The following is a 22,724-nucleotide window of genomic DNA, read 5'->3' as shown; positions in this document are numbered from 1 at the left end:
TAACCACCGGGAACAAAACGTTACGGCCAGCCGGCCACTTCTCGGCCGTCATCACCAGCTTAGAGTCGCCGACAAAACCCAGTGCAACGGTCTTGGCTAGGCGCGCGGCCGCAGACAGTACAAGTAGTACGGCTAGGCCGCGCAACAACACCAAGAGGGTTTTGTTAGCGACTCAAAAGGTCAGGCCGCCACCGGGCGCTTGCTTGGACTGCCCGCATCGACCAGCCGCAGGAACGGGCTCTTGCCGGCCGAGGGCAGCTTGGCCACGGCGAAGCGGTACGGTATCGCCGCCTTGGTGATCAGCAGCCACAGGTAGTCGGCGAAACTGCGGCGGATCACCAGGAACACGCCGTCGCCGTCCACCCGGCACACCAGTCCGCCGGCCTTGCCCAGCACCGTGCTGGCCGCGTCGCCCGCCTCGATCGATTCGAAGTCGTACACGCCGAGGTGGCGCAGCAGCGTGACGTGCTCGACGCCGGACAGGTAGACCGTGGTCAGGCCGCCGCTGTTGTCCACCGCCTGGGCGAACAGCCCGTCGAAGTGCTTAGTGCAGGCCGCCAGCAGCGCCGGCACGGCGGCGCGGGCGGTGACCAGCAGGCATTCGTCCGGCGATTGCCAGATCAGCACGCCGGCCTCACCGCTGCTGAAGCGGCTGGCGGCTGGCACCGCCAGGCCGGTGGCCTGGGTGATGGCCTGGGCCACGGCAGCGTCGGAGAGGTCGCCGCGCAACACGATGTAGCCCAAGAGCGGCAGTTCGTTGGCGCGCACCTTCTGGCTGGCGTCGGCCGGTACCGTCAGCGCCGGCAGGTTGAAGTTGACCAGCGGCGATTGCAGGTAGGGTTGGAAGTTAGGCATGTTGACGCACCCCTTCTTGATCGACGAATACGGAGGAAACCACCTTGGCCGGGTGCATCTTGCCATGCGCCCACACGTACACCGTGTCGCCTTCGCGCTTCAGGCCGCCCTTGAGCACCGCCATCGCGATGGAGCGGCCGAGGAAGGCGCTGTGGTAGCTGGAAGTCACGTGGCCCTGCATGTCGGCCGGCGCCTGCGTGTTGCGGCTCGACAGGATCTGCGCGCCTTCGGCCAGCACCACCTTCGGGTCTTCGGTATACAGGCCCACCAGCTGCTTGCGGTCGGCGCGCGAGGTGTCGGAACGCGACAGCGAACGCTTGCCGAGGAAGCTGAACGGCTTCTTCATGCCCACCGCCCAGGCCATGTTCAGGTCGATCGGGCTCATCGAACCGTCGGTGTCCTGACCCACGATGATGAAGCCCTTCTCGGCACGCAGCACGTGCATGGTCTCGGTGCCGTACGGCGTGATACCGAACTCCTTGCCGGCCTGCATCACCTGTTCCCAGATGTAGTGGCCGTAGCAGGCGTCGACGTTGATTTCATACGCCAGCTCGCCGGAGAACGAGATGCGGCACACGCGGGCCGGTACGCCGGCGACGGTGCCTTCGCGCCAGTCCATGAACTTGAACGTGTCGGCGGACAGGTCGATGTCGCTGGAGAGCTTCTGCAGCACGGCACGGCTCTTCGGGCCGACCACGGCGGTGGTGCTCCAGTGATCGGTGACCGAGGTGAAGCGCACCTTCAGCTCCGGCCATTCGGTCTGGTGCCAGCGCTCCAGCCAGTTCAGCACGCGCGCGGCGCCGCCGGTGGTGGTGGTCATGTAGAAGTGGTCGTCGGCGATACAGGCAGTCACACCGTCGTCCATCACCATGCCGTTCTCGTCCAGCATCAGGCCGTAGCGGCACTTGCCCGGGTCGAGCTTGGTCCAGGCGTTGGAGTAGATGCGGTTGAGGAATTCGCGCGCGTCCGGGCCCTTGATGTCGATCTTGCCCAGGGTCGACGCGTCCATGACGCCAACACTATTTCGAGTCGCCAGGCACTCGCGGTCCACCGCCTGGTGCAGGGTTTCATTGCCCTTGGGGAAGTACCAGGGGCGCATCCACTGGCCCACGGTCTCGAACAGCGCACCGCGGGCGACGTGCGACGACTGCATCGCGGTGTAGCGGCGCGGGTCGAAGGTATCGCCGACGTGGCTGCCCGCCAGCGCACCGAAGGTCACCGGGGTGTAGGCCGGACGGTAGGTGGTGGTGCCCACTTGCGAGATCGGCATGCCGAGCGCCTCGGCGGCGATGGCGAAGCCGTTGACGTTGGACAGCTTGCCCTGATCGGTACCGAAGCCCAGCGCGGTGTAGCGCTTGACGTGCTCGATCGAGCGGTAGTTCTCGCGCACGGCCAGATGGATGTCGGCGGCGGCCACGTCGTTCTGGAAGTCGACCAGCGCCTTGGCACCGTGCCCTTCCGGCTTGCCGTCCGGCACGCGGAACACGCGGCGGGTCGGCTGGATGTCCTTGTCTTCGCTGACCGGGCAGGTGCTGGACGACGTACGGCCAAAGCCGATCAGCATCGCGCTGACCGAGGCGTGCGTCTGCGCCAGCGCCTCACCCAGGCCCCAGCGGCCGGTGATGGCGCCGGCCACGCTGATGCCCTGGCGGCCTTCGTCCGGGGTGACGAAGGACAGGCGTTCTTCGTTCCAGTACGGGCGGCCGTTGTTGTGGCAGAACAGGTGCACGGTCGAGGTCAGGCCGCCGGAGGACAGGATGGCGTCGGCCGACAGGGTCGGGCCTTTGCCGGTCACGGTCAGGCAGTGCGGGTCGAGCTTGATCAGCTTGGCACCGCTGGCGGCCTTGCCGCCCTGCACCTCGGCGATACCGTAGCCGAGCAGCAGCTCGACGCCGGCCTTCTTCGCCGCATCCAGGCGCCAGGCGGCGGCGCCGCGCTGACGAGTGTCGATCAGCGTCACGCGGCTGCCGGCCTCGGCCAGGTCCAGCGCGGTATCGTACGACGCATCGTTATGGGTGAGCAGCAGCACCTTGCGGCCGACCGCCACGCCGTAGCGGTTCAGGTAGGTCTGGCCGGCGGCGGCGGTGAGCACGCCCGGTCGGTCGTTGTTGCCGTAGACCAGCGGACGCTCGATGGCGCCGGTGGCCAGCACCACGTGGTGCGCGCGGATCTTGTGCAGGCGCTGACGCGGCAGGGTGGCGACGCGCTGCGCGATCGGCAGGTGGTCCTGCACCAGCTCGACCGCCTGCACCAGGTTCTGCTCGTGGTGGGCGAACGCCGTGGTGCGGGTCAGCACGGTGACGTTGGACAGGCTCTTCAATTCGGCCAGGCGCTCACTGACCCACTTCATCGCCGGCTTACCGTCGATCACGGCGCGGGCATCGGACAGCATCCAGCCGCCGGCTTCGCTCTGCTCGTCGACCAGCAGGGTCTTGAGGCCGGCACGGCCGGCCAGCGTAGCGGCCCACAGGCCGCAGGCGCCGCCGCCCACCACCAGCACATCCACGTGGTGGTGCAGGTGGTCGTAGAATTCCGGATCCGGATCGACCGGAGCGCGGCCGTAGCCGGCGGCCTTACGGATGATCTCTTCATAAAACGGCCAGGCTTTCGCCGGACCCATGAAGGTCTTGTAGTAGAAGCCGGGCGGCATGAAGCGGCTGAACTGGCCGGCCAGCCCCTTCAGGTCGAAGTTGAGCGACGGGAAGCCGGTGGTGGTGGTGGCGGACAGCCCCTCGTACATCTCCACCTGGGTCGCTTTCAGGTCCGGTACGGTATGGCCGCCGGTCTCGAGCTGGATCAGCGCGTTCGGCTCTTCGGCGCCGTGGCCGACGATGCCGCGCGGGCGGCCGTACTTGAAGCTGCGGCCGATCAGTTTCACGCCGTTGGCGATCAGGGCCGAGGCCAGCGTGTCGCCGGCGAAGGCCTGGTATTTCTTGCCGTCGAAGCGGAAGGTCAGCGGCGCCTTTTCGTTGATGCGCTGGCTGCTACGGTGGACACGGTAAGCGCTCATGCTTCGCTCTCCTTCAGATACAGCTCTTTGCCTGCGGCCAGCGTCCAGGTGCCGGCGATTTCATAGCTCACGGTGTTGCGCTTGACCGCAAACACCTTGCGGCAACCGGCGGTGTGCTGCCATTGCTCCCAAAACCAGCCGCGCGTGTTCTTGCGCATGAACAGGTAATCACCCCATTCGGCTTCGGTCGCCTCTTCCGGGTTGACCGGACGGGGGATGTAGGCCTCGCCGGCGTAACTGAATTCTTCTTCCTCGCGGGTTGCCCCGCAGTGCGGACAATGAATCTGGAACATCTGCGGCTCCTTAGTGCGCAACGCCGGCGGCGCCGTGCTCGTCAATCAGATGACCGGTATTGAAGCGGTCGAGCGCGAACGCCTTGTTCAGCGGATGCGCCTCATCGTTGGCGATGGTGTGCGCGAACACATAGCCCGAACCCGGGGTGGCCTTGAAGCCACCGGTGCCCCAACCGCAGTTGAAGTACAGGCCCTTGACCTTGGTCTTGCTGATAATCGGACAGGCATCCGGCGCCACGTCCACGATGCCGCCCCACTGGCGGTTCATGCGCACGCGCGAGAAGCTGGGGAACAGTTCGATGATCGCCGCCGCGGTATGCTCGATCACGTGCGGGCTGCCGCGCTGGCCGTAGCCGAGATAGCTGTCGATACCGGCGCCGATCACCAGCTCGCCCTTGTCGGACTGGCTGACGTAGCCGTGCACAGCGTTCGACATCACCACCGTATCCAGGCACGGCTTCATCGATTCGGACACGAAGGCCTGCAGCGGGTGGCTTTCCAGCGGCAGGCGCACGCCGGCCATCTTGGCCAGCGGCGTCGAGTTGCCGGCGGCCACGCAACCGACGCGGTCGGCGAAGATGTCGCCCTTGGTGGTCTTGACGCCCTTGATGCGGCCGTCTTCGATGATCATGTCAATGACTTCGCACTGCTCGATGATGTCGACGCCCAGCTCGCTGGCGCCGCGGGCGAAGCCCCAGGCCACCGCGTCGTGGCGTGCCACGCCGCCGCGCGGCTGGTAGCTGGCGCCCATCACCGGATAGCGCGTCTTGGCGCTGATGTCCATCAGCGGCACGATGTCCTGAATTTCCTTCGGCGAAAGCACCACGCCGTCGATACCGTTCAGGTTGTTGGCGTTGACGCGGCGCTCGATGTCGCGCATGTCCTGCAGGGTGTGGCCGAGGTTCATCACGCCGCGCTGGCTGAACATCACGTTGAAGTTCAAATCCAGCGACAGGCCTTCCCACAGTTTCATAGCGTGTTCGTACAACTGCGCCGCCTCGTCCCACAGGTAGTTGGAACGCACGATGGTGGTATTGCGCGCGGTGTTGCCGCCGCCGAGGTAGCCTTTTTCCAGTACCGCGACATTCTTCACGCCGTGGTTTTTGGCCAAGTAATAAGCTGTCGCCAGACCATGACCGCCGCCGCCGACGATGATCACGTCGTAACGAGGCTTCGCCTGCGGACTGCGCCAGGCCGGCTGCCAGCTTTCATTATGTTTGAGCCCGTTCTTCAACAGGCTCCAGAGGGAGTAACGGTTTGCCATGGGACGGGTCCGTATTTGAGGTGCCAAGGTGAGTTCATTCTTGGCGAGCCGGCCCCGTTCCGATTGACTGGAAAGGACGATCACTTGCCGATTTACGACAAAGCGCCCTTGACCCAGATCATTTACCCGATATTTATCCCCTCGCCCCCTTGAAAGCCTCGGCAAGGCACCCAAGGTTGGCCGAAACCCTCGCCATGCCCCGCCAAAATCCATGTCCAAAAAACGACAAAACCTGGCGGCTGACGGCCAGAGCCCCCTTTTCGCGCGCGCTAAGGTGAAGCAGCGTCGTCGGTAACAAACCGACCAACGACCGCGTCGATCAACGGATAGCCAAAGGAGCGGCACACCGCCAGCCGGTGACCGAGAAACCCACCATGTCCCAGTCCCAACTCAGATACATCCTGGCCTTCACCTGTAAAAGCGCCCCGGGCCAGATCGCCCGCGCCACGCAACTGCTCGACGCGCACCACTGCTATATCGACGAGCTGGCGGTGTTCGACGACGAGGACACCCAGCGCTTCTTCGTGCGCTGCACCTTCCACTCGCTCGGCGACGGCTTCGACCGCGCAGCACTGGAAGCCGGCCTCGCCGACATGGCTGGCCACTACGACATGCAATGGACGCTGCATGACACGCACACCCGTCCGCGCGTGCTGATCATGGTGTCGAAACTCGACCACTGCCTGAACGACCTGCTCTACCGCTGCAAGATGGGCGACCTCGACATGGAAGTGACCGCGATCGTCTCAAACCATGCCGACCTGGCGCCGATCGCCGCCGCGCACGGCCTGACCTACCACCACCTGCCGGTCACCCACGACACCAAGCCGCAGCAGGAAGCGGCACTGCTGGAACTGGTGCGAGAAACCCAATCCGAGCTGGTGATCCTGGCACGCTACATGCAGGTGCTGTCGCCTGAGATGTCGAAGAAGCTCTCGGGACGCGCCATCAACATCCACCATTCCTTCCTGCCCGGTTTCAAGGGCGCCAAGCCCTACCACCAGGCGCACGAGCGCGGCGTCAAGCTGATCGGCGCCACCGCCCACTACATCACCGACGATCTGGACGAAGGCCCGATCATCGAGCAGGTGGTGGAGCGCGTCGACCACGCCTACCGCCCGGAGCAGCTGCTGGCTGCCGGGCGCGACATGGAGTGCCTGGCGCTGGCGCGCGCGGTGCGCTTCCACCTCGAACGGCGCGTGTTCCTCAACGGCAACCGTACCGTGGTACTGCGCTGACCTACCCTGCCCCGCGACGGCGCTGGTACGTCGTCCGCGGGGCCCTGCAACGCTTTTGCTGCAACGCACTGTTCGCGCACGGCATCCTGCCCTATCATGCCGGTCATTTGCCTCATTTCCTCCCCCGCTCCATGACCGACACGTCCACCGATATCGCCGATATCACCGCCCTCGACGCCTACCTCGACACCCACCAGGCCAAACTGGTCACCACCGACGGCAGCTACGCCCTGTCGGTGCACGGCGACATCCTCGTCGGCGCGCGCCGCGTGCCTTATCACCTGGTGCCGGACGAAGGCTTCCTCGGCAAGACCGCCAAGTGGCGCAAGCTCGACGATGCGGCGCGCCTGGCATTGGTGCAGGAACGCTGGAACAGCGCGACGCGCGCCCGGCTGGAAGCGCACGTGCGCGAGTGCGCCGAGCGCGTGCTGACGTTGGCCGAACAATACGAGCTCGACCCCACCGGCGCGCTACAGGCCTTTCTCGCCAAGTACGAACTGGCAAAGCGGCGCTGCTCGCTGGCGCTCGATCGCATCGCCGCGCTGCGCGACAGCCACGCCGCCACGCGTCAGGCCGAAAAGACCCGCAACGCGGTCAACCTGTCGCTCTACCCGGAATCGTTCACGCTGGCGCAAAGCATGCGCCGCCACTTCATCGCCGTGTTGGGCCCCACCAACTCCGGCAAGACCCACGCCGCGATGGAACACCTGGCCCAGGCCGGCACCGGCGCCTATCTCGCCCCGCTGCGGCTGTTGGCGCTGGAAAACTACCAGCGCCTGCTCGACGCCGGCGTGGCGGTCAGCCTGATCACCGGCGAACAGCGCAAGCTGCACCCGGACGCCACCCACGTGGCGAGCACGGTGGAGATGCTCAACCCGAACCGCCCGCTCGACGTGGCGGTGATCGACGAAATCCAGCTGCTCGACGACCCCGACCGCGGTGCCGCCTGGACCGCCGCGGTGTGCGGCGTGCCGGCCAGCACCGTGTACCTGCTGGGCGCGCTGGAAGCGGAGCCGGCGATCGAAGCCTTGGTCAAGCGCGTCGGCGGCACGCTGGAAGTGAAGAAGCTGCAGCGCAAATCGCCGCTGGTGATGGAAAAGAAACCGCTGGGTTCGCTCAAGAACCTGCAGGCGGGCGACGTGCTGATCGCCTTCTCGCGCCGCGAAGTGCTCAACTGGCGCGACCAGGCCATCGAACAGGGCTTCGCGGTGTCGGCGATCTACGGCAACCTGTCGCCGGAAGTGCGCCAGGCGCAGGCGGAACGCTTCATCGACGGCGAAACCAAGATCGTGGTCGGCACCGACGCCATCGGCATGGGCCTCAACACCCCGGCGCGGCGCGTCATCTTCACCACCGCCAGCAAGTGGGACGGCTACAGCGAAGGCGAAATCCCCGCCGCGCTGGCCAAGCAGATCGCCGGGCGCGCCGGCCGCTTCGGCGCGCACGAGGCGGGCTACGTCGCCGGGCTCGACAGCCATACCCACCAGATCATCGCCAACCTGCTCAAGGAAACGACCGAGCCGCTGCCAGCCTCCGGCTTCTACGTCGCGCCCAGCCTCGACTACCTACAGCAAATCGCCGCCGCCACCGGCCAGAGCAAGCTGCAGGCGCTGCTGGAGCTGTTCACCAAGCACATCAACGTGCACGACGAATTCTTCCTGCCCGCCAACCTCGCCGACCAGATCGAGAAGGCGCGCTGGCTCGACGCCCTGCCGCTGACGCTGGCCGACCGCTTCACCTTCAGCCTGTGCCCGGTATCGACCAAGATCCCGATGCTGGAACGCGCGCTGCAGGACTGGGCGCAGTACCGCGCCGACGGCCGCGAGGCGCCGCTGTTGCGCATGGAAGGCATGGGCGGGCGCAACGAACTGCAATACCTCGAAGACACCTGCAAGCTCTACGCCGCCTACGCCTGGCTGGGCTACCGCATGGCCGACACCTTCCCGCACGGCGAGATGGCGCAGACGCTGATGCAGTCCACCTCCGACAAGATCGACGCCTTGTTGCAGGCCCAGAACACCCGCCGCCACGGCCGCCGCGCGCCGCAGGACCAACGCCGCCAGCCCGGCAGCGGCAAGCCCAGACAGTTCAAGCCCGGGCGGCGCTGAGCCCGGATACCGTGACCGGAAGCCCAGGCGGGGATGTAGCCTGCCTGGCTTCCGGACACGGGGCCTCTTGCCACCCCGTCTCGCCCCCCGTCTCACCCCCTCGGCGCCTGCCGCGGTTAGCCTCATGCCCAGCTCCGCAACAGGAAGCCATGCCGTGCAGGTGACGTTAGAACCTGTTCGCGATCGTTGAATAGGGCCTCGAAGACAGCTAAACACGGGTCTTAGTTTTTTTATTTCCTGGTCATCGAATAAATCAATTTCCCGACTAAATTGAGACTACTTACTCTTTAGGAGAGGCTCATGTATTCCATATGGAGCCGGGTGTGAGTGCCAATGTCCCCAGGAGAGAACCCATGTCGACTGAATCGAAATGCCCTTTCAAACATACCGCAGGCGGTGGCACGTCGAACCAGGACTGGTGGCCCAATCAGCTGAACCTGAAAATCCTGCACCAACACTCGTCGCTGTCCGACCCCATGGGCGAGGACTTCGACTACGCCAAAGCATTCAAGAATCTCGATCTGGCGGCCGTGAAGAAGGACCTCCTGGCGCTGATGACTAACTCGCAGGACTGGTGGCCGGCGGATTTCGGCCACTACGGCCCCTTGTTCATCCGCATGGCCTGGCACAGCGCCGGCACCTACCGCATCGGCGACGGCCGTGGCGGCGCCGGAGCCGGCCAGCAACGCTTCGCCCCGCTCAACAGCTGGCCCGACAACGCCAACCTCGACAAGGCGCGCCGGCTGCTGTGGCCGATCAAGCAGAAGTACGGCCGGAATATCTCTTGGGCCGACCTGATGATTCTCGCCGGCAACGTCGCGCTGGAGTCGATGGGGTTCAAGACCTTCGGCTTCGCCGGCGGGCGGAAGGACGTCTGGGAGCCGGAAGAAGACGTCTACTGGGGCGCCGAAACCACGTGGCTGGAAAACAAACGCTATTCCGGCGAGCGGGATCTGGAAAATCCGCTCGGCGCCGTGCAGATGGGCCTGATCTACGTGAACCCGGAAGGCCCGGACGGCAACCCGGACCCGCTCGCGGCGGCCAAGGATATCCGCGAAACCTTTGCCCGCATGGCGATGAACGATGAAGAGACGGTGGCGCTGATCGCCGGCGGCCACACCTTCGGCAAGACCCACGGCGCCGGCCCGGCATCCCATGTAGGAGCCGAGCCGGAAGCCGCCGGCATCGAAGAGCAGGGGCTCGGTTGGAGGAGTAGCTTCGGCACCGGCAAAGGCGGCGACACCATCACCAGCGGCCTGGAAGTCACCTGGACCACCACGCCGACCCGGTGGAGCAACAACTTCTTCGAAAACCTGTTCGGCTACGAGTGGGAGCTGAGCAAGAGCCCGGCCGGCGCGCACCAGTGGGTCGCCAAGAACGGCGCGGGTGCGGGGGCCATTCCGGACGCGCACGATCCGTCCAAGCGCCACGCCCCGACGATGCTGACCACCGATCTTTCGCTGCGCTTCGACCCGGCCTATGAAAAGATCTCGCGGCGTTTCCACGAGAACCCAGACCAGTTCGCCGACGCGTTTGCCAGGGCGTGGTTCAAGCTGACGCACCGCGACATGGGGCCGCGCGCACGCTATCTCGGCCCGGAAGTGCCGGCAGAAGAGCTCCTCTGGCAAGACCCCATCCCCGCGCTCGATCACAAGCTGATCGACGAACAGGACATTGCCGCCCTCAAGGGCAAGATTCTGGTGTCGGGCCTGTCCATCTCACAACTGGTCTCCACCGCCTGGGCGTCGGCATCCACCTTCCGCGGCTCCGACAAGCGCGGCGGAGCCAACGGTGCCCGTATTCGCCTCGTGCCGCAGAAAGATTGGGAAGTCAACCAGCCCGAGCAACTGGCGAAAGTACTCGAGACCCTGGAAGGCATTCAGCACGCGTTCAACAACGCCCAGTCCGGCGGCAAGAAGGTCTCGCTCGCCGACCTGATCGTGCTGGGCGGTTGTACCGGCGTCGAGCAGGCGGCGAAGAAGGCTGGCCACACCGTGACGGTGCCGTTTGCACCGGGCCGCATGGACGCTTCCCAAGAGCAAACCGACGTGGTCTCCATGGCGGTGCTCGAGCCCATCGCGGACGGCTTCCGCAACTACCTCAAGGGCAGATACGCCGTCTCGGCCGAGGCCCTGCTGGTCGACAAGGCGCAATTGCTGACGCTGACGGCGCCGGAGATGACGGTGCTGGTGGGCGGCCTGCGGGTTCTGGGCACCAATGTCGGGCAGAGCCGGCACGGGGTCTTCACTCAGCGACCAGAGGTGTTGAGCAACGATTTCTTCCTGAACCTGCTCGACATGGGCACGGCGTGGAAGGCCACGTCAGACGCCAAGGACGTGTTCGAAGGGCGCGATCGCGCCACGGGGCAACTCAAATGGACCGGCACCCGTGCCGATCTGGTCTTCGGCTCGAATTCCCAACTGCGGGCCCTGGCGGAAGTCTATGGCAGCGCGGACGCCCAGGAGAAGTTCGTCCATGACTTTGTCGCCGCCTGGAACAAGGTGATGAACCTCGACCGCTTCGACCTGGCGTGATGCTCGCCCCCAGGGCGTGTCATCTAGTGTTTCTCCGGCGCAGAGCGGGAAACCAGGGATGACACGCCCTCAGCGGCTGCACTTGCCACCATCACGGAGTCGGCGAGCGATGCTGCGCAAACCTCCCGCACGCAACCGCGCAGCCAGCGATGCGCCAAATCGGCATCCATCCGCGGATGCCAGAGCAGGGAAACCGTGATCTCAGGAGCGGGAAACGGAAGGGCAAAGCTGTGCATCCCGTCACGCAGGGTGCCGGTATAGCGCTCGGGAACCGTGGCGACCAGATCCGTGGCCCGCGCCAACGCCAGCGCCGGGGCAAAACCGCCGACGATGGTCATGATCTCCCGCTCCAGCCCGATCGTCCTCAAGGTTTCATCAACCGGCCCCTTGTCGCTCCCCCGCCGGGAGACCAGGACATGCCGGCCCGCCGCATAACGGGCGGGGGTGATCTCCCCCTGGCAGAGCGGGTGCCCCTGGCGCACGACACCGATGAAGCGGTCTTGGAACAAAGCGCGCACGCGCACCTCCGGGCCTGTTCCCTCCCCCACCACCCCGGTATCCAGATCGACGCTGCCGTCGCGCAGCGGCGCGGTGTCTTTGTTCGATTTCGGCATGAAACGCAGCCGGACCCCGGGAGCAGCCTCGCTGACGCGAGCAATCAGGCTCGGCCCGAAATTTTCCACGAAACCATCGCCGACGCGCAGCGTGAAGGTGCGGACGAGCTGGGTGAGATCGAGCTTCTCTGCCGGGCGCAGCACCGCTGCGGCGTCCTGAACGAGCTGGCTGACCTGCTCGCGCAGTTCAAGCGCACGCGGGGTAGGCACCAGCCCGCGCCCCGCCCTGACCAGCAAGGGGTCGCCCGTCGTCTCGCGCAAGCGCGCCAGCGCCCGGCTCATCGCCGAGGGGCTCAGCCGCAAGCGCCGGGCAGCGCGCGCCACGCTGCCTTCGGCAAGCAGCACGTCAAGGGTGACAAGCAAATTGAAATCGGGTGTCGACATGTATTCTGGCCTATTGAATTCGAAAACAAGCTCCAGCTCCCGCAAGGCGTCCAGAGGCCCGGTTAAGGAGCACGCCAGCAGGCTGGAGGTGAATGCACCATTGATAGCATGCCGGGCCATACGATCAATACCGTTTGGATAAGATGCGCCGCCGACGACGCCACCAAAAGCCCGCCATCTGCTATCGTCCTATCTATGCAACCCATCATCACCATATCGAATCTCTCCAAATTCTACGCTTCAGGCTTCCAGGCCTTGAAGGGTGTCAATCTGGAGATCCGGCGCGGAGAAATCTTCGCCTTGCTGGGCCCGAACGGGGCCGGCAAGACCACGCTGATCAGCACGATCTGCGGCATCGTCAACCCGAGCGAGGGCCGGATTCTGGTTGATGGCCACGACATCGTGACGGACTACCGCGCGGCCCGCGCCATGATTGGCCTGGTGCCGCAGGAGCTGACCACCGATGCCTTCGAATCGGTGTGGGCCACGGTGTCGTTCAGCCGCGGCCTGTTCGGCAAACGCAAGAACCCGGCCTACATCGAAGAAGTGCTCAAGGCGCTGTCGTTGTGGGACAAGAAGGACAACCGCATCATGACGCTGTCGGGCGGCATGAAGCGGCGCGTGCTGATTGCCAAGGCGCTGTCGCACGAGCCGACGATCCTGTTTCTCGACGAGCCGACGGCGGGGGTCGATGTCGAACTGCGCCAGGACATGTGGCGACTGGTGCGCTCGCTGCAGGCGCGGGGGGTGACCATCATCCTGACCACCCACTACATCGACGAAGCCGAGGAGATGGCCGACCGCATCGGGGTGATCCGCAAGGGCGAGATCATCCTGGTGGACGAGAAGGCCGAATTGATGCGCAAGCTCGGCAAGAAACAGCTGACGCTGCAACTGGAGGCCCCGCTCGAGAGCATTCCTTCCGAGCTTGGCGGCTACGAGCTGGATTTGGCGAATGGCCGCAGCGAGCTGGTCTATACCTACGACGCGCAGGGCGAACGCTCCGGCATCCTCGCGCTGTTGCAGGCTCTCAACGCGGCGGGGATACGCTTCAAGGACCTGCAAACGACGCAAAGCTCGCTGGAGGACATCTTCGTCAGCCTGGTGAGGGAGAGAAAATGAACCTGTATGCAGTCAGTGCGATTTACCGCTTCGAGATGGCCCGCGCCGGGCGCACGCTGATGCAGAGCATCATCTCCCCGGTGATTTCGACCTCGCTCTATTTTGTCGTGTTCGGCGCCGCCATCGGCTCGCGCATCCCCGAAACCCACGGCATCAGCTACGGTGCGTTCCTGGTGCCGGGGCTGATCATGCTGTCGCTGCTGACGCAGAGCATCGCCAACGCCTCGTTCGGCATCTATTTCCCCAAGTTCACGGGGACGATCTACGAGTTGCTGTCGGCGCCGGTTTCCTACCTGGAGCTGGTGGTGAGCTATGTCGGGGCGGCGGCGACCAAGTCGGTGATTCTCGGCCTGATCATCCTGGCGACGGCGGGCCTGTTCGTGCCGCTGCAGGTGGCCCACCCCCTGTGGATGCTACTGTTCCTGGTGCTGACCTCGGTCACGTTCAGCCTGTTCGGCTTCATCATCGGCATCTGGGCGGATGGCTTCGAAAAGCTGCAGATCATCCCGCTGCTGATCATCACGCCGTTGACGTTTCTCGGCGGCAGCTTTTACTCCATCGATATCCTGCCGCCGTTCTGGCAGACCGCCGCGCTGTTCAACCCGGTGGTCTACCTGATCAGCGGCTTTCGCTGGAGCTTCTACGGTATTGCCGACGTCAGCGTCGGTATCAGCCTTGCCATGACGATCGGCTTTTTGGCGCTGTTCACGGCGATCGTGGCGTGGATTTTCAAGACCGGCTATCGCATCAAGGCCTAGGCCATCATCCGCACCCTGTTTCTTTCTGAGAGCCAATAGCTGACACACTCAGAGTGCGGATTCGATAAGTCATGCCAACAGGTCTGGTTGAAGTAGCGCCCTGGCAGGCCGGGGCCGGAGACAGCAGGCAGGACCGGCCGGTCAATCCGGCATCCTGTACCCATGACGAAGCCCTCAAAATACGTGCGGCACGGGCAGGCGAGGTAACCGCTGGCCTCATCCCCTGTCGCGCCGCCGATGCGTAGAGGCCGGCCACAACACCCGGGGCGGTTCAGTTTCCGACTTCAATAGACAGGAACAAAACGTGTTCCTGCCCTGGCACGCTTGATCGTGACATGGCGTTTAATGCACGAATCAAGTGCAAATGCTGCGCCTTCCGCCCTACTCGGCAGCGACCTAGACTCCTCTCTGAAAGCCCCGCTTCGGGGCACCCGGAAGAAGGAGTTCATGTTGAAACCGCTTGCTCGAACCGGCGACGCGGCCGTCGCCGCCGAGGGGAAAGCCCCACCGTCGACGACATGGGTGCTGGCCTGCCTGTCGCTCTCCATGCTGCTGTCCTCGCTCGGCACCAGCATCGCCAATGTCGCCCTGCCGACGCTGGCCAGGGTGTTCGCCGCTTCCTTCCAGGAGGTCCAGTGGATCGTCCTGGCTTACCTGCTTGCCATCACCACCCTGATCGTCAGCGTCGGGCGGCTCGGCGATCTGGCCGGGCGACGCCGGCTGTTATTGCTCGGTCTCTTTCTATTCACGCTGGCCTCGGTGCTGTGCGGCGTGGCGCCCACGCTGGGGCTGCTGATTGCCGCACGGGCGGCGCAGGGCTTGGGCGCGGCCATCATGATGACCCTCACCATGGCGTTTGTCGGGGACGCGGTTCCGAAGAACAAGACCGGCAGCGCCATGGGCCTGCTCGGCACCATGTCCGCGATGGGCACCGCGCTGGGGCCAGCGCTCGGCGGCACGCTCATCGCCGGCTTCGGCTGGCGCGCCATCTTCCTCGTCAACGTGCCGCTGGGCATCCTGGCTTTCTTGCTCGCCTATCGCGCCCTGCCCGTCGATCGCCAGGGTCCGGGGGCGGACCGGGCCGGCTTCGACACCGTGGGCACGCTGCTGCTTGGGACTTCGCTCGCGGCCTATGCGCTCGCCGTGACGCTGGGGAGAGGCCGCTTCACTGAACTGAACCTGGCCCTGTTGCTGGCAGCGGTTCTGGCTGGGGGCCTTTTCGTGTTGGTGGAGGCACGCGTGGCATCGCCATTGATCCGCCTGGCGGCGTTCCGCAACACCGAGCTGAGCGCGAGTCTCGCCATGAACGGGCTCGTCTCGACGGTGATGATGGCGACGCTGGTGGTCGGGCCGTTCTACCTGTCACGCGCGCTCGGCCTGGGCGAGGCGGCGGTCGGAATCGTCCTGGCGATGGGCCCGATCATTTCGGCATTGAGCGGTGTCCCGGCGGGGCGCGGCGTCGACCGCTGGGGTGCGGCCGCCATGACCACCGCGGGGCTGGTTGTCATGGCGACGGGGCTGTCGGCACTCGCGCTGCTCCCCGGGGTATTCGGCGTGGCGGGCTACCTGGCCGCCATCGCCCTCCTGACTCCCGGCTACCAGCTCTTCCAGGCGGCCAACAACACGGCCGTGATGAGGGATGTCGCGCCGGACCAGCGCGGCGTCATTGCCGGCCTGCTCAGCCTGTCGCGCAATCTCGGGCTCGTCAGCGGAGCATCCGCCATGGGCGCCGTGTTCGTGCTCGCCACGGGGACGAGCGACATCGCTTCGGCACACCCCGACGCCGTGGCCAGCGGCATGCGGTTCACCTTCGCCGCCGCGACGCTGCTGATCGTCGCCGCGCTCGCCATCGCGGCGGCAAGCCGTGCTCTCGCGCCCCGACCCGCGCTTGATGCTGCGCGGGATGAGGCATGAGGCCAGCGGGACGCCCGTGCCGGGACCGGTTCGGCAGAGGTCAGACGGTGCCCAGGAAGCCGGCGATCCGCGCCACCACCCGGTCTTCCTGCTCGCGGTGCGGCACGTGGCCGAGGCCCGGCAGGATGTCGAGTTGCACCGGGCCGCTCACCCTGGCCGCGATGCGTTCGGGCTGGTCGGTCGATCCGTACTCGTCTTCGCTGCCGTGCATCACCAGGCTCGGGCATCTCACCTCCGGCAAGACGTCGTGCAGCGACCAATCGGCGAAATCCGGCGCCAGCCAGGTATCGATCCAGGCGTTCAGCACCCAGTCCGCCTTGTCGCCGTGATAGCGCTGCAGCCGCGTGAAGTGCTCGGCCTGCCGGAACATCTCCCGGGCCTCGCGAATGCCGGCCCGCGTGCGTTCTTCGACGAAGGCCTGGGCGGACAGCGTGACCAGGGCATCGCAGGCCGCGGCATGGCTGGCCGCGCAATGCACGGCCATGCAGCCGCCGACGCTATGCCCGATGGCGACGAAGCGCTCGAAGCCGAAATGCCGCTGCACCGCGGGGAAGACATCCCGCGCCTCGGCGGCGATGAAATCCCGGCCCGGTTCGCCACGGCGTGTATCGGATTGACCGTACCCGAGCCGGTCGTAGGCGATCACCACCCGCCCTGATTTTTGCGCGAGCATGGCCGGAAAGGATCGCCACAGGGCGATGCAGCCGAGCGAATCGTGCAGCAGGACGATGGGCGCGCGCATGACGTCGCCGCTCTCCGGACGCCAGCAGCGCGCGAAAAGACGACCTTGGTCGGTGTCGATCCAGTGATCGGTGATCGAATAGTGTGGTCTGTTCATGATGGCTCACTCGCCTAACCGATGACGCAGCAGGCCCGCCGAGGCAATGCCGATCATCACGGTCGGAAGAACGGGCAGGCCGGCAAGCCCGGATACCTTGCCACACTCCCCGTGGCGGCACCAGGAAAACTCCGGGAGAAGCCATGCCGTAGCGGCACGGTCCGGCGCAGCCCATCCCCAGCCGGGTGCGCGTGAGGGAAGCCGCCTGCCGCCCTCCCCCGGCTCGAGGCCGCGGCGGCAGGAAGAACGGGCGCCGGGTCGACCTCAGCGCGCCTCCGACACCCCTTCCAGCGTCATGCCGCGCGTTTCCACCCCGAGCAGATAGACCGCGGCCGCCGCCAGCGCAAAGCAGGTGGTGCCGAGCAGGAACACCCCGCCCTGCCCCCACAGCGGCAGGATCAGCCCGACCAGGGTCGGCCCGAGCAAGGCGCCGACACGGCCCACCGCCGAGGCGCAGCCGGAGCCGGTGGCGCGCGCGTGGGTGCCGTACAACTCCGGCGTGTAGGTGTAGAGCACCGCCCACATCCCGAACAGGAAGAATTGCATGACCAGGCCGGAGGCGATCAGCGCGGTTTCATTGCCGCTGCCCTGCGCCATCTGACCGTAGACGTAGATCATGGTGGCGCCCCCGAGCAGCGCGGCGATGCAGGTGGGCTTGCGCCCCCAGCGTTCCACCAGCCAGGCGGCGGTGAGGAAGCCGGGAATGCCGCCCAGCGAGATCCACACCGTGTACAGCACCGATTTGGTGACCTGATAGCCGGATTGCTGCATGAGTGCGCTAAGCCAGGTGGTCAGGCTGTAGAAGCCCAACAGCGCGAGGAACCACAGCAGCCACACCATCACGGTGCGGCTGCGCTGGCGCGGCGTCCACAAGGCGGCGAACGAGCCCTTGCCGGCGGTGGCCCCGGTCGACTGCAGCGCCTGCGGCGCCGGCAGCGAGATCAGCCCCAGGCTGGCGATGACCTTGCGCTCGATCTGCGCGATCACGCTCTCGGCGCGGGCGTGCTGCCCGGCGCTCTCCAGCCAGCGCGGCGATTCGGGCACCCACTGCCGCACCACCAGCAGGAACAACGCCGGCACCGCGCTGATCAGGAACACCGTGCGCCAGCCGTGCTCTTGCAGAATCCAATACGACAGCAAACCGGCGGTAATGAAGCCCAGCGGCCAGAAGCCGTCCATCAGGGCGATGTAGCGCCCGCGCTGGCGCGCCGGAATCAGCTCGGCCAACAGCGTCTGCGCCACCGGAAACTCCATGCCCATGCCGATACCGAGCAGCAGGCGGTAGCCGAACAGCTGTTCCGGCGTGGCGGCGGTCGAGCACAGATAACTCGCCACGCCCCACAGCACCATGCTGCTCTGCAGCACCGGGGTGCGGCCGAAACGGTCGGCCAGCAGGCCGGAGAGCACGGCGCCTGCCACCATGCCGAGAAAGCTGGCGCTGCCGATGAAACCGGCCTGGGCGCTGCTGAGCTGGAATTCGGTTTTGATCGAGCCCAGCACGAAGGTCATCAGGCCGAGGTCGACGGAATCGAAGAAGAATGCCAGGGCGATGATGGAGAGGATCAGGCGGTGGTAGCCGCTCATCGGCAGCCGCTCGAGGCGGGCAGCGACGCTGTGGGCGCCTCGCGGGGAGGCAGGGGGGTGCTTCATGGTGGTTCTCCTGTGACGATGCGAACGGGTGTGGAAACGCGCGGAACACGACGGTGACGATTGCGACTAGACTCGGCCAGCTTTCGTCGGGGCGATTGGTGAATTGCGATCGTCATATGGAAATTTTCGACAAAAGCGATCGGCATGACGACTGTGCCGCGCCGCGCCGGCGCCACGCCCGCACCTTGGCGAGTGTCGCCGCAGAAGGGGTTGACGTCGGAAACAGACAGGTGGCCGGAGGGGGTGACGTGGCTCAATCTAGGTCGTATAAAGGCGCGTTGCGGCATGAGCCCAAGACAGCCACGACGAACCTATCCCTGAAGGTGAGCGAGCCAAAGCAGGTTGAGTACCGCCGGAGCACAGGAACCGGAATGGACGCGTTGTCCATGAGGATTCCGTATCGCTGAGCGAATCAGAAGATTCGCACGCAGTCCGCGGTGCTCAAGATGCAAAGGCACAGCCGCCTGCGGGGGTAGGTTCCAAGGTCAACGACAAAGGAGCTACAGTGAGCGACAACATTCTGCGCAGCTATATCGGTGGACGATATATCGACAACCCGTCCCTGCCGCTGGTGGACAACATCAACCCGGCCACCGGTGAGGTGATCTGCCGTGTGCAACAGGCCGGCGAGGCCGAGGTACAGCTGGCGATCGAGACTGCGCGCCAAGGCTTCGAACTGTGGTCGGCCATGACCGGTGCCGAGCGCGGCCGCATCCTCAACCGTGCGGTACAGATCCTGCGCGAACGCAACCGCGAACTGGCCGAGCTGGAAGTGCGCGACAACGGCAAGCCGATCCAGGAGGCCGAGGTGGTGGACGTGTCGTCCGGCGCCGATTGCATCGAATACTTCGCCGGGCTGGCCGCCAGCATCCACGGCCAGCAGTTCCCGCTCAAGGGCGCCTTCGCCTACACCCGGCGCGAGCCGCTCGGCATCTGCTTCGGCATCGGCGCCTGGAACTACCCGCTGCAGATCGCCTGCTGGAAGTCCGGCCCGGCGCTGGCCTGCGGCAACGCGATGATCTACAAGCCGGCGTCGCTCACCCCGATGACGGCGGCCAAGTTGGCCGAAATCTACACCGAGGCCGGCGTGCCGGACGGCGTGTTCAACGTGATCCAGGGCACCTCGGCCGCCGCGCGCCAGCTGATCGCCCACCCCGAGGTGGCCAAGGTGTCGATCACCGGCTCGGTGGACACCGGCAAGGCGATCATGGCCGACGCCGCCAAGACGCTGAAGCGCATCACCATGGAGCTGGGCGGCAAGTCGCCGCTGGTGATCTTCGACGACGCCGATCTCGACCAGGCGGTCTCGGCGGCGATGCTGGCCAACTTCTACACCCAGGGCGAAATCTGCACCAACGGCACGCGCGTATTCGTGCACGATTCGATCTACGACGCCTTCCTGGAAAAGCTGGTGAGCCGCACGCGCAAGCTCAAGATCGGCGACCCGATGGACCCGGCAACCCAGGTGGGCGCGCAGGTGTCCAAGAGCCATGCCGACAGCGTGATGCAGTACGTCGAGCTGGGCAAGGCCGAAGGCGCCAGGCTGCTGGCCGGCGGCAACCGCGTGACGGTGCCGGGCTGCGAGGGCGGCAACTTCATCGCGCCGACCATCTTCGCCGACTGCACCGACGACATGAGCATCGTGCGCGAGGAGATTTTCGGGCCGGTGATGTCGGTGCTGCGCTTCAGTGACGAAGACGAAGTGATCCGCCGCGCCAACGACACCCGCCTGGGGCTCGCCGCCGGGGTGTTCACCAAGGACATCTCGCGCGCGCACCGCGTGGTCGGCAAGTTGCAGGCCGGCGTGTGCTGGATCAACAACTACAACATCACCCCGATCGAGATGCCGTTCGGCGGCCTGAAGGAATCCGGCATCGGCAGCGAGAACAGCCTGGTGACGCTGGACCACTACACCCAACTGAAGAGCGTGTACGTGGAGCTGTCCGGCGTGGCCTGCCCGTACGAATGAGCCACTGACAACAACCGTCCTGGCGTTGCGGCGCTGGCGAGCGAATCCCGCGCCGGGATTCGCCCCACGCCCGGGGCGGGCGAGCGGCATGTCGCGGTACAGACACGTCGGCCATGCCTCGTGTCGGCGGCGGCGCTTAGCCCGGGCCGCCACACCAGGGGGTGTTAGCGACTCGCTACGAAGAGAAGAGTGATGAAAACGGAATTCGACTACATCATCGTCGGCGCCGGTTCGGCCGGCTGCGTGCTGGCCGCGCGCCTGACCGAGGACGCCGACGTCAGCGTGCTGCTGCTGGAAGCCGGCGGCCCGGACTGGCGGCTCGACTGGCGCACCCAGATGCCGGCCGCGCTGGCCTACCCGCTGCAGGGCACGACCTACAACTGGGCCTACACCACCGAGCCCGAGCCGTTCATGAACAACCGTATCATGACCCAGGGCCGCGGCAAGGGCCTGGGCGGCTCGTCGCTGATCAACGGCATGGTCTACATCCGCGGCAACGCGCTGGACTACGACGGCTGGGCCGAGAACCAGGGGCTGGAAGACTGGAGTTATCTGGACTGCCTGCCCTACTTCCGCAAAGCAGAGACCTACGACAAGGGCGCCAACGACTACCACGGCGGCAGCGGCCCGCTGCACGTCACCACGCCGAAGGCCGACGTCAGCCCGCTGTTCGAGGCCTTCATCCAGGCCGGCGAGCAGGCCGGCTACCCGCGCACCGACGACCTGAACGGCTACCGCCAGGAAGGCTTCGGCCCGATGGACCGCACCACCACGGCGGACGGCAAGCGCTGCAGCACCTCGCGCGCTTACCTCGACGAGGCGAAGGACCGCCCGAACCTGACGGTGCAGACCCGCGCCCTGGCCGACCGCATCCTGTTCGAGGGCTCGCGCGCCGTCGGCGTGCGCTACATCCAGGGCGACCAGCCCAGGGAAGCGCGTGCGCGGCGCGAGGTGATCGTCAGCAACGGCGCCATCGCCAGTCCACAGTTGCTGCTGCGCTCCGGCGTCGGCAACGCCGACGAGCTGAAGGCGATGGGCATTCAGGCGGTGATCAATCTGCCCGGCGTCGGCGAGAACCTGCAGGACCACCTCGAGATGTACGTCCAGTTCGAGTGCAAGCAGCCAGTGTCGCTCTACCCGGCGCTGCAATGGTGGAACAAGCCCGGCATCGGCCTCGAGTGGTACCTGAAGGGTACCGGGCCCGGCGCCAGCAACCACTTCGAGGCGGGTGGCTTCATCCGCAGCGACGCCTCGTTCGCCTGGCCCAACCTGCAGTACCACTTCCTGCCGCTGGCGGCCAACTACGACGGCAGCAATGCGGTGAAGGCGCACGGCTTCCAGTGCCACGTCGGCTCGATGCGCTCGACCAGCACCGGCTACGTCAAACTCAAGAGCCGCGACCCGCGCGACAAGCCGCGCCTGCTGTTCAACTACATGGCCGACCCGGTGGACTGGAAGGAATTCCGCGCCGGGGTGCGCCTGACGCGCGAGATCATCAACCAGAAGGCGATGGACCCGTTCCGCGGCAAGGAGATCCAGCCCGGTATCGGCGCCAAGAGCGACGCCGAAATCGACGCCTTCGTGAAGAGCCATGCCGAGACCGCGCTGCACCCGTCCTGCACCTGCAAGATGGGCGACGCCAGCGACCCGATGGCGGTGGTGAACCACGAGGGGCTGGTGCATGGCCTCTCGGGCCTGCGCGTGGTGGACGCCTCGATCATGCCGCGTGTGGTCACCGGCAACCTCAACGCGCCGACCATCATGATGGCCGAGAAGATCGCCGACAAGATTCGCGGCCGCACGCCGCTGCCGCGCTCGCAGGCCCCCTACTTCGTCGCCGACGGCGCCCCGCCCAAGCTGGGCCAGGCGGGCGGCAAGAAGAAAGGCGGCGGGCTGCTGCTCTACCCGCCCAAGGTGGCGGCGCGGGGCTGAGGCACGGCACACCGCACGCAACCGGCGCATCGCTGACACGATGTGCCGGTTTTTTTGTGCGGGCTTCGGCCAACCTTACAGCAGGGCGTCGACCTCGGCCGATGGGTTGCGCTCTGCTTCACCCATCCTGCGTCCTGTGCCACAAAAAAGCCGGCGCGCCGAGTGATCGGTGCGCCGGCTGTGTCTTTCCCGGCTTCGGCCAACCTTGGCAGCAACACATCGACCTCGGCCGATGGGTTGC

At 65.9% G+C, this 22,724-nt stretch carries 15 protein-coding genes; 8 read left to right on the top strand and 7 right to left on the bottom strand.

Going from position 1 to position 22,724, the window contains the following annotated elements:
• Nucleotides 1-180: 180 nt before the first annotated feature.
• Genes NH8B_RS06725 through NH8B_RS06710 form a run of 4 tightly spaced genes read right to left on the bottom strand, consistent with a single transcriptional unit; the run spans nt 181 to nt 5,422 of the window.
• Nucleotides 181-855, bottom strand: a complete 675-nt coding sequence (locus tag NH8B_RS06725; RefSeq protein ID WP_014086602.1) for a sarcosine oxidase subunit gamma — start codon at nt 853-855, stop codon at nt 181-183.
• Nucleotides 848-3,865 (bottom strand): sarcosine oxidase subunit alpha family protein, encoded by a 3,018-nt coding sequence (locus NH8B_RS06720; protein ID WP_014086601.1) that lies wholly within the window; start codon nt 3,863-3,865, stop codon nt 848-850. The genes NH8B_RS06725 and NH8B_RS06720 overlap by 8 nt, the downstream gene beginning before the upstream one ends.
• Nucleotides 3,862-4,158 (bottom strand): sarcosine oxidase subunit delta, encoded by a 297-nt coding sequence (locus NH8B_RS06715; RefSeq protein ID WP_014086600.1) that lies wholly within the window; start codon nt 4,156-4,158, stop codon nt 3,862-3,864. Before NH8B_RS06715 ends, NH8B_RS06720 begins: the two co-directional genes overlap by 4 nt.
• 10 nt (nt 4,159-4,168) lie before the next feature.
• The gene (locus NH8B_RS06710; protein ID WP_008955494.1) at nt 4,169-5,422 is read right to left on the bottom strand and encodes a sarcosine oxidase subunit beta family protein; all 1,254 of its coding nucleotides are present in this window, start codon (nt 5,420-5,422) and stop codon (nt 4,169-4,171) included.
• Between the two features lie 374 nt (nt 5,423-5,796).
• On the opposite strand from NH8B_RS06710, the gene purU reads away from it, so the two are divergent.
• The 3 genes from purU to katG all read left to right on the top strand — a co-directional run bounded on the left by purU (nt 5,797) and on the right by katG (nt 11,302).
• Entirely contained in the window at nt 5,797-6,660 is an 864-nt protein-coding gene (purU, locus tag NH8B_RS06705) for a formyltetrahydrofolate deformylase (protein WP_014086599.1), read from the top strand.
• 131 nt (nt 6,661-6,791) lie between these two features.
• Complete coding sequence (locus NH8B_RS06700; protein WP_014086598.1) at nt 6,792-8,768, top strand: helicase-related protein; 1,977 nt, start codon at nt 6,792-6,794, stop codon at nt 8,766-8,768.
• Nucleotides 8,769-9,121: 353 nt separating this feature from the next.
• Nucleotides 9,122-11,302: a catalase/peroxidase HPI gene (gene katG, locus NH8B_RS06695; protein WP_014086597.1), complete on the top strand. Its 2,181-nt coding sequence runs from the start codon at nt 9,122-9,124 to the stop codon at nt 11,300-11,302.
• A gap of 23 nt (nt 11,303-11,325) precedes the next feature.
• On the opposite strand, the gene NH8B_RS06690 is transcribed toward katG, so the two are convergent.
• Nucleotides 11,326-12,300: a LysR family transcriptional regulator gene (locus NH8B_RS06690; protein ID WP_014086596.1), complete on the bottom strand. Its 975-nt coding sequence runs from the start codon at nt 12,298-12,300 to the stop codon at nt 11,326-11,328.
• A gap of 195 nt (nt 12,301-12,495) precedes the next feature.
• Here NH8B_RS06690 and NH8B_RS06685 point away from each other — a divergent pair, with 195 nt between their 5' ends.
• The 3 genes from NH8B_RS06685 (at nt 12,496) to NH8B_RS06675 (ending at nt 16,094) form a co-directional block, all read left to right on the top strand.
• Nucleotides 12,496-13,422 carry an ABC transporter ATP-binding protein gene (locus NH8B_RS06685; RefSeq protein WP_014086595.1) on the top strand — a complete coding sequence of 309 codons (927 nt, stop codon included), beginning with the start codon at nt 12,496-12,498 and terminating at the stop codon, nt 13,420-13,422.
• On the top strand, nt 13,419-14,180 hold the full coding sequence (locus NH8B_RS06680; RefSeq protein WP_014086594.1) for an ABC transporter permease: 762 nt from the start codon (nt 13,419-13,421) through the stop codon (nt 14,178-14,180). The genes NH8B_RS06685 and NH8B_RS06680 overlap by 4 nt, the downstream gene beginning before the upstream one ends.
• 447 nt (nt 14,181-14,627) lie before the next feature.
• Nucleotides 14,628-16,094 (top strand): MFS transporter, encoded by a 1,467-nt coding sequence (locus tag NH8B_RS06675; protein ID WP_041702871.1) that lies wholly within the window; start codon nt 14,628-14,630, stop codon nt 16,092-16,094.
• A gap of 40 nt (nt 16,095-16,134) precedes the next feature.
• Here the strand turns inward: NH8B_RS06675 and NH8B_RS06670 are convergent, their stop codons facing one another.
• Both NH8B_RS06670 and NH8B_RS06665 read right to left on the bottom strand, forming a co-directional pair.
• The gene (locus tag NH8B_RS06670) at nt 16,135-16,932 is read right to left on the bottom strand and encodes an alpha/beta fold hydrolase (RefSeq protein ID WP_014086592.1); all 798 of its coding nucleotides are present in this window, start codon (nt 16,930-16,932) and stop codon (nt 16,135-16,137) included.
• Between the two features lie 264 nt (nt 16,933-17,196).
• Nucleotides 17,197-18,582, bottom strand: coding sequence for an MFS transporter (locus tag NH8B_RS06665; RefSeq protein WP_014086591.1), 1,386 nt, complete (start codon nt 18,580-18,582; stop codon nt 17,197-17,199).
• 505 nt (nt 18,583-19,087) lie between these two features.
• Here NH8B_RS06665 and betB point away from each other — a divergent pair.
• Entirely contained in the window at nt 19,088-20,551 is a 1,464-nt protein-coding gene (betB, locus tag NH8B_RS06655) for a betaine-aldehyde dehydrogenase (protein WP_014086590.1), read from the top strand.
• Between the two features lie 192 nt (nt 20,552-20,743).
• Complete coding sequence (gene betA, locus NH8B_RS06650) at nt 20,744-22,483, top strand: choline dehydrogenase (protein WP_014086589.1); 1,740 nt, start codon at nt 20,744-20,746, stop codon at nt 22,481-22,483.
• Nucleotides 22,484-22,724: the final 241 nt, after the last annotated feature.

Origin of the sequence: Pseudogulbenkiania sp. NH8B (genome assembly GCF_000283535.1) — a bacterium.
GTDB lineage: Bacteria > Pseudomonadota > Gammaproteobacteria > Burkholderiales > Chromobacteriaceae > Pseudogulbenkiania > Pseudogulbenkiania ferrooxidans.
The sequence above is the reverse complement of the archived record's forward strand: the minus strand, read 5'-3'. Positions and strand labels throughout refer to the sequence as shown.

Coding starts and splice junctions, on each gene's coding strand:
- NH8B_RS06725 (WP_014086602.1), bottom strand. CDS start 855: ATGCCTAACTTCCAACCCTACCTGCAATCGCCGCTGGTCAACTTCAAC.
- NH8B_RS06720 (WP_014086601.1), bottom strand. CDS start 3,865: ATGAGCGCTTACCGTGTCCACCGTAGCAGCCAGCGCATCAACGAAAAG.
- NH8B_RS06715 (WP_014086600.1), bottom strand. CDS start 4,158: ATGTTCCAGATTCATTGTCCGCACTGCGGGGCAACCCGCGAGGAAGAA.
- NH8B_RS06710 (WP_008955494.1), bottom strand. CDS start 5,422: ATGGCAAACCGTTACTCCCTCTGGAGCCTGTTGAAGAACGGGCTCAAA.
- purU (WP_014086599.1), top strand. CDS start 5,797: ATGTCCCAGTCCCAACTCAGATACATCCTGGCCTTCACCTGTAAAAGC.
- NH8B_RS06700 (WP_014086598.1), top strand. CDS start 6,792: ATGACCGACACGTCCACCGATATCGCCGATATCACCGCCCTCGACGCC.
- katG (WP_014086597.1), top strand. CDS start 9,122: ATGTCGACTGAATCGAAATGCCCTTTCAAACATACCGCAGGCGGTGGC.
- NH8B_RS06690 (WP_014086596.1), bottom strand. CDS start 12,300: ATGTCGACACCCGATTTCAATTTGCTTGTCACCCTTGACGTGCTGCTT.
- NH8B_RS06685 (WP_014086595.1), top strand. CDS start 12,496: ATGCAACCCATCATCACCATATCGAATCTCTCCAAATTCTACGCTTCA.
- NH8B_RS06680 (WP_014086594.1), top strand. CDS start 13,419: ATGAACCTGTATGCAGTCAGTGCGATTTACCGCTTCGAGATGGCCCGC.
- NH8B_RS06675 (WP_041702871.1), top strand. CDS start 14,628: ATGTTGAAACCGCTTGCTCGAACCGGCGACGCGGCCGTCGCCGCCGAG.
- NH8B_RS06670 (WP_014086592.1), bottom strand. CDS start 16,932: ATGAACAGACCACACTATTCGATCACCGATCACTGGATCGACACCGAC.
- NH8B_RS06665 (WP_014086591.1), bottom strand. CDS start 18,582: ATGAAGCACCCCCCTGCCTCCCCGCGAGGCGCCCACAGCGTCGCTGCC.
- betA (WP_014086589.1), top strand. CDS start 20,744: ATGAAAACGGAATTCGACTACATCATCGTCGGCGCCGGTTCGGCCGGC.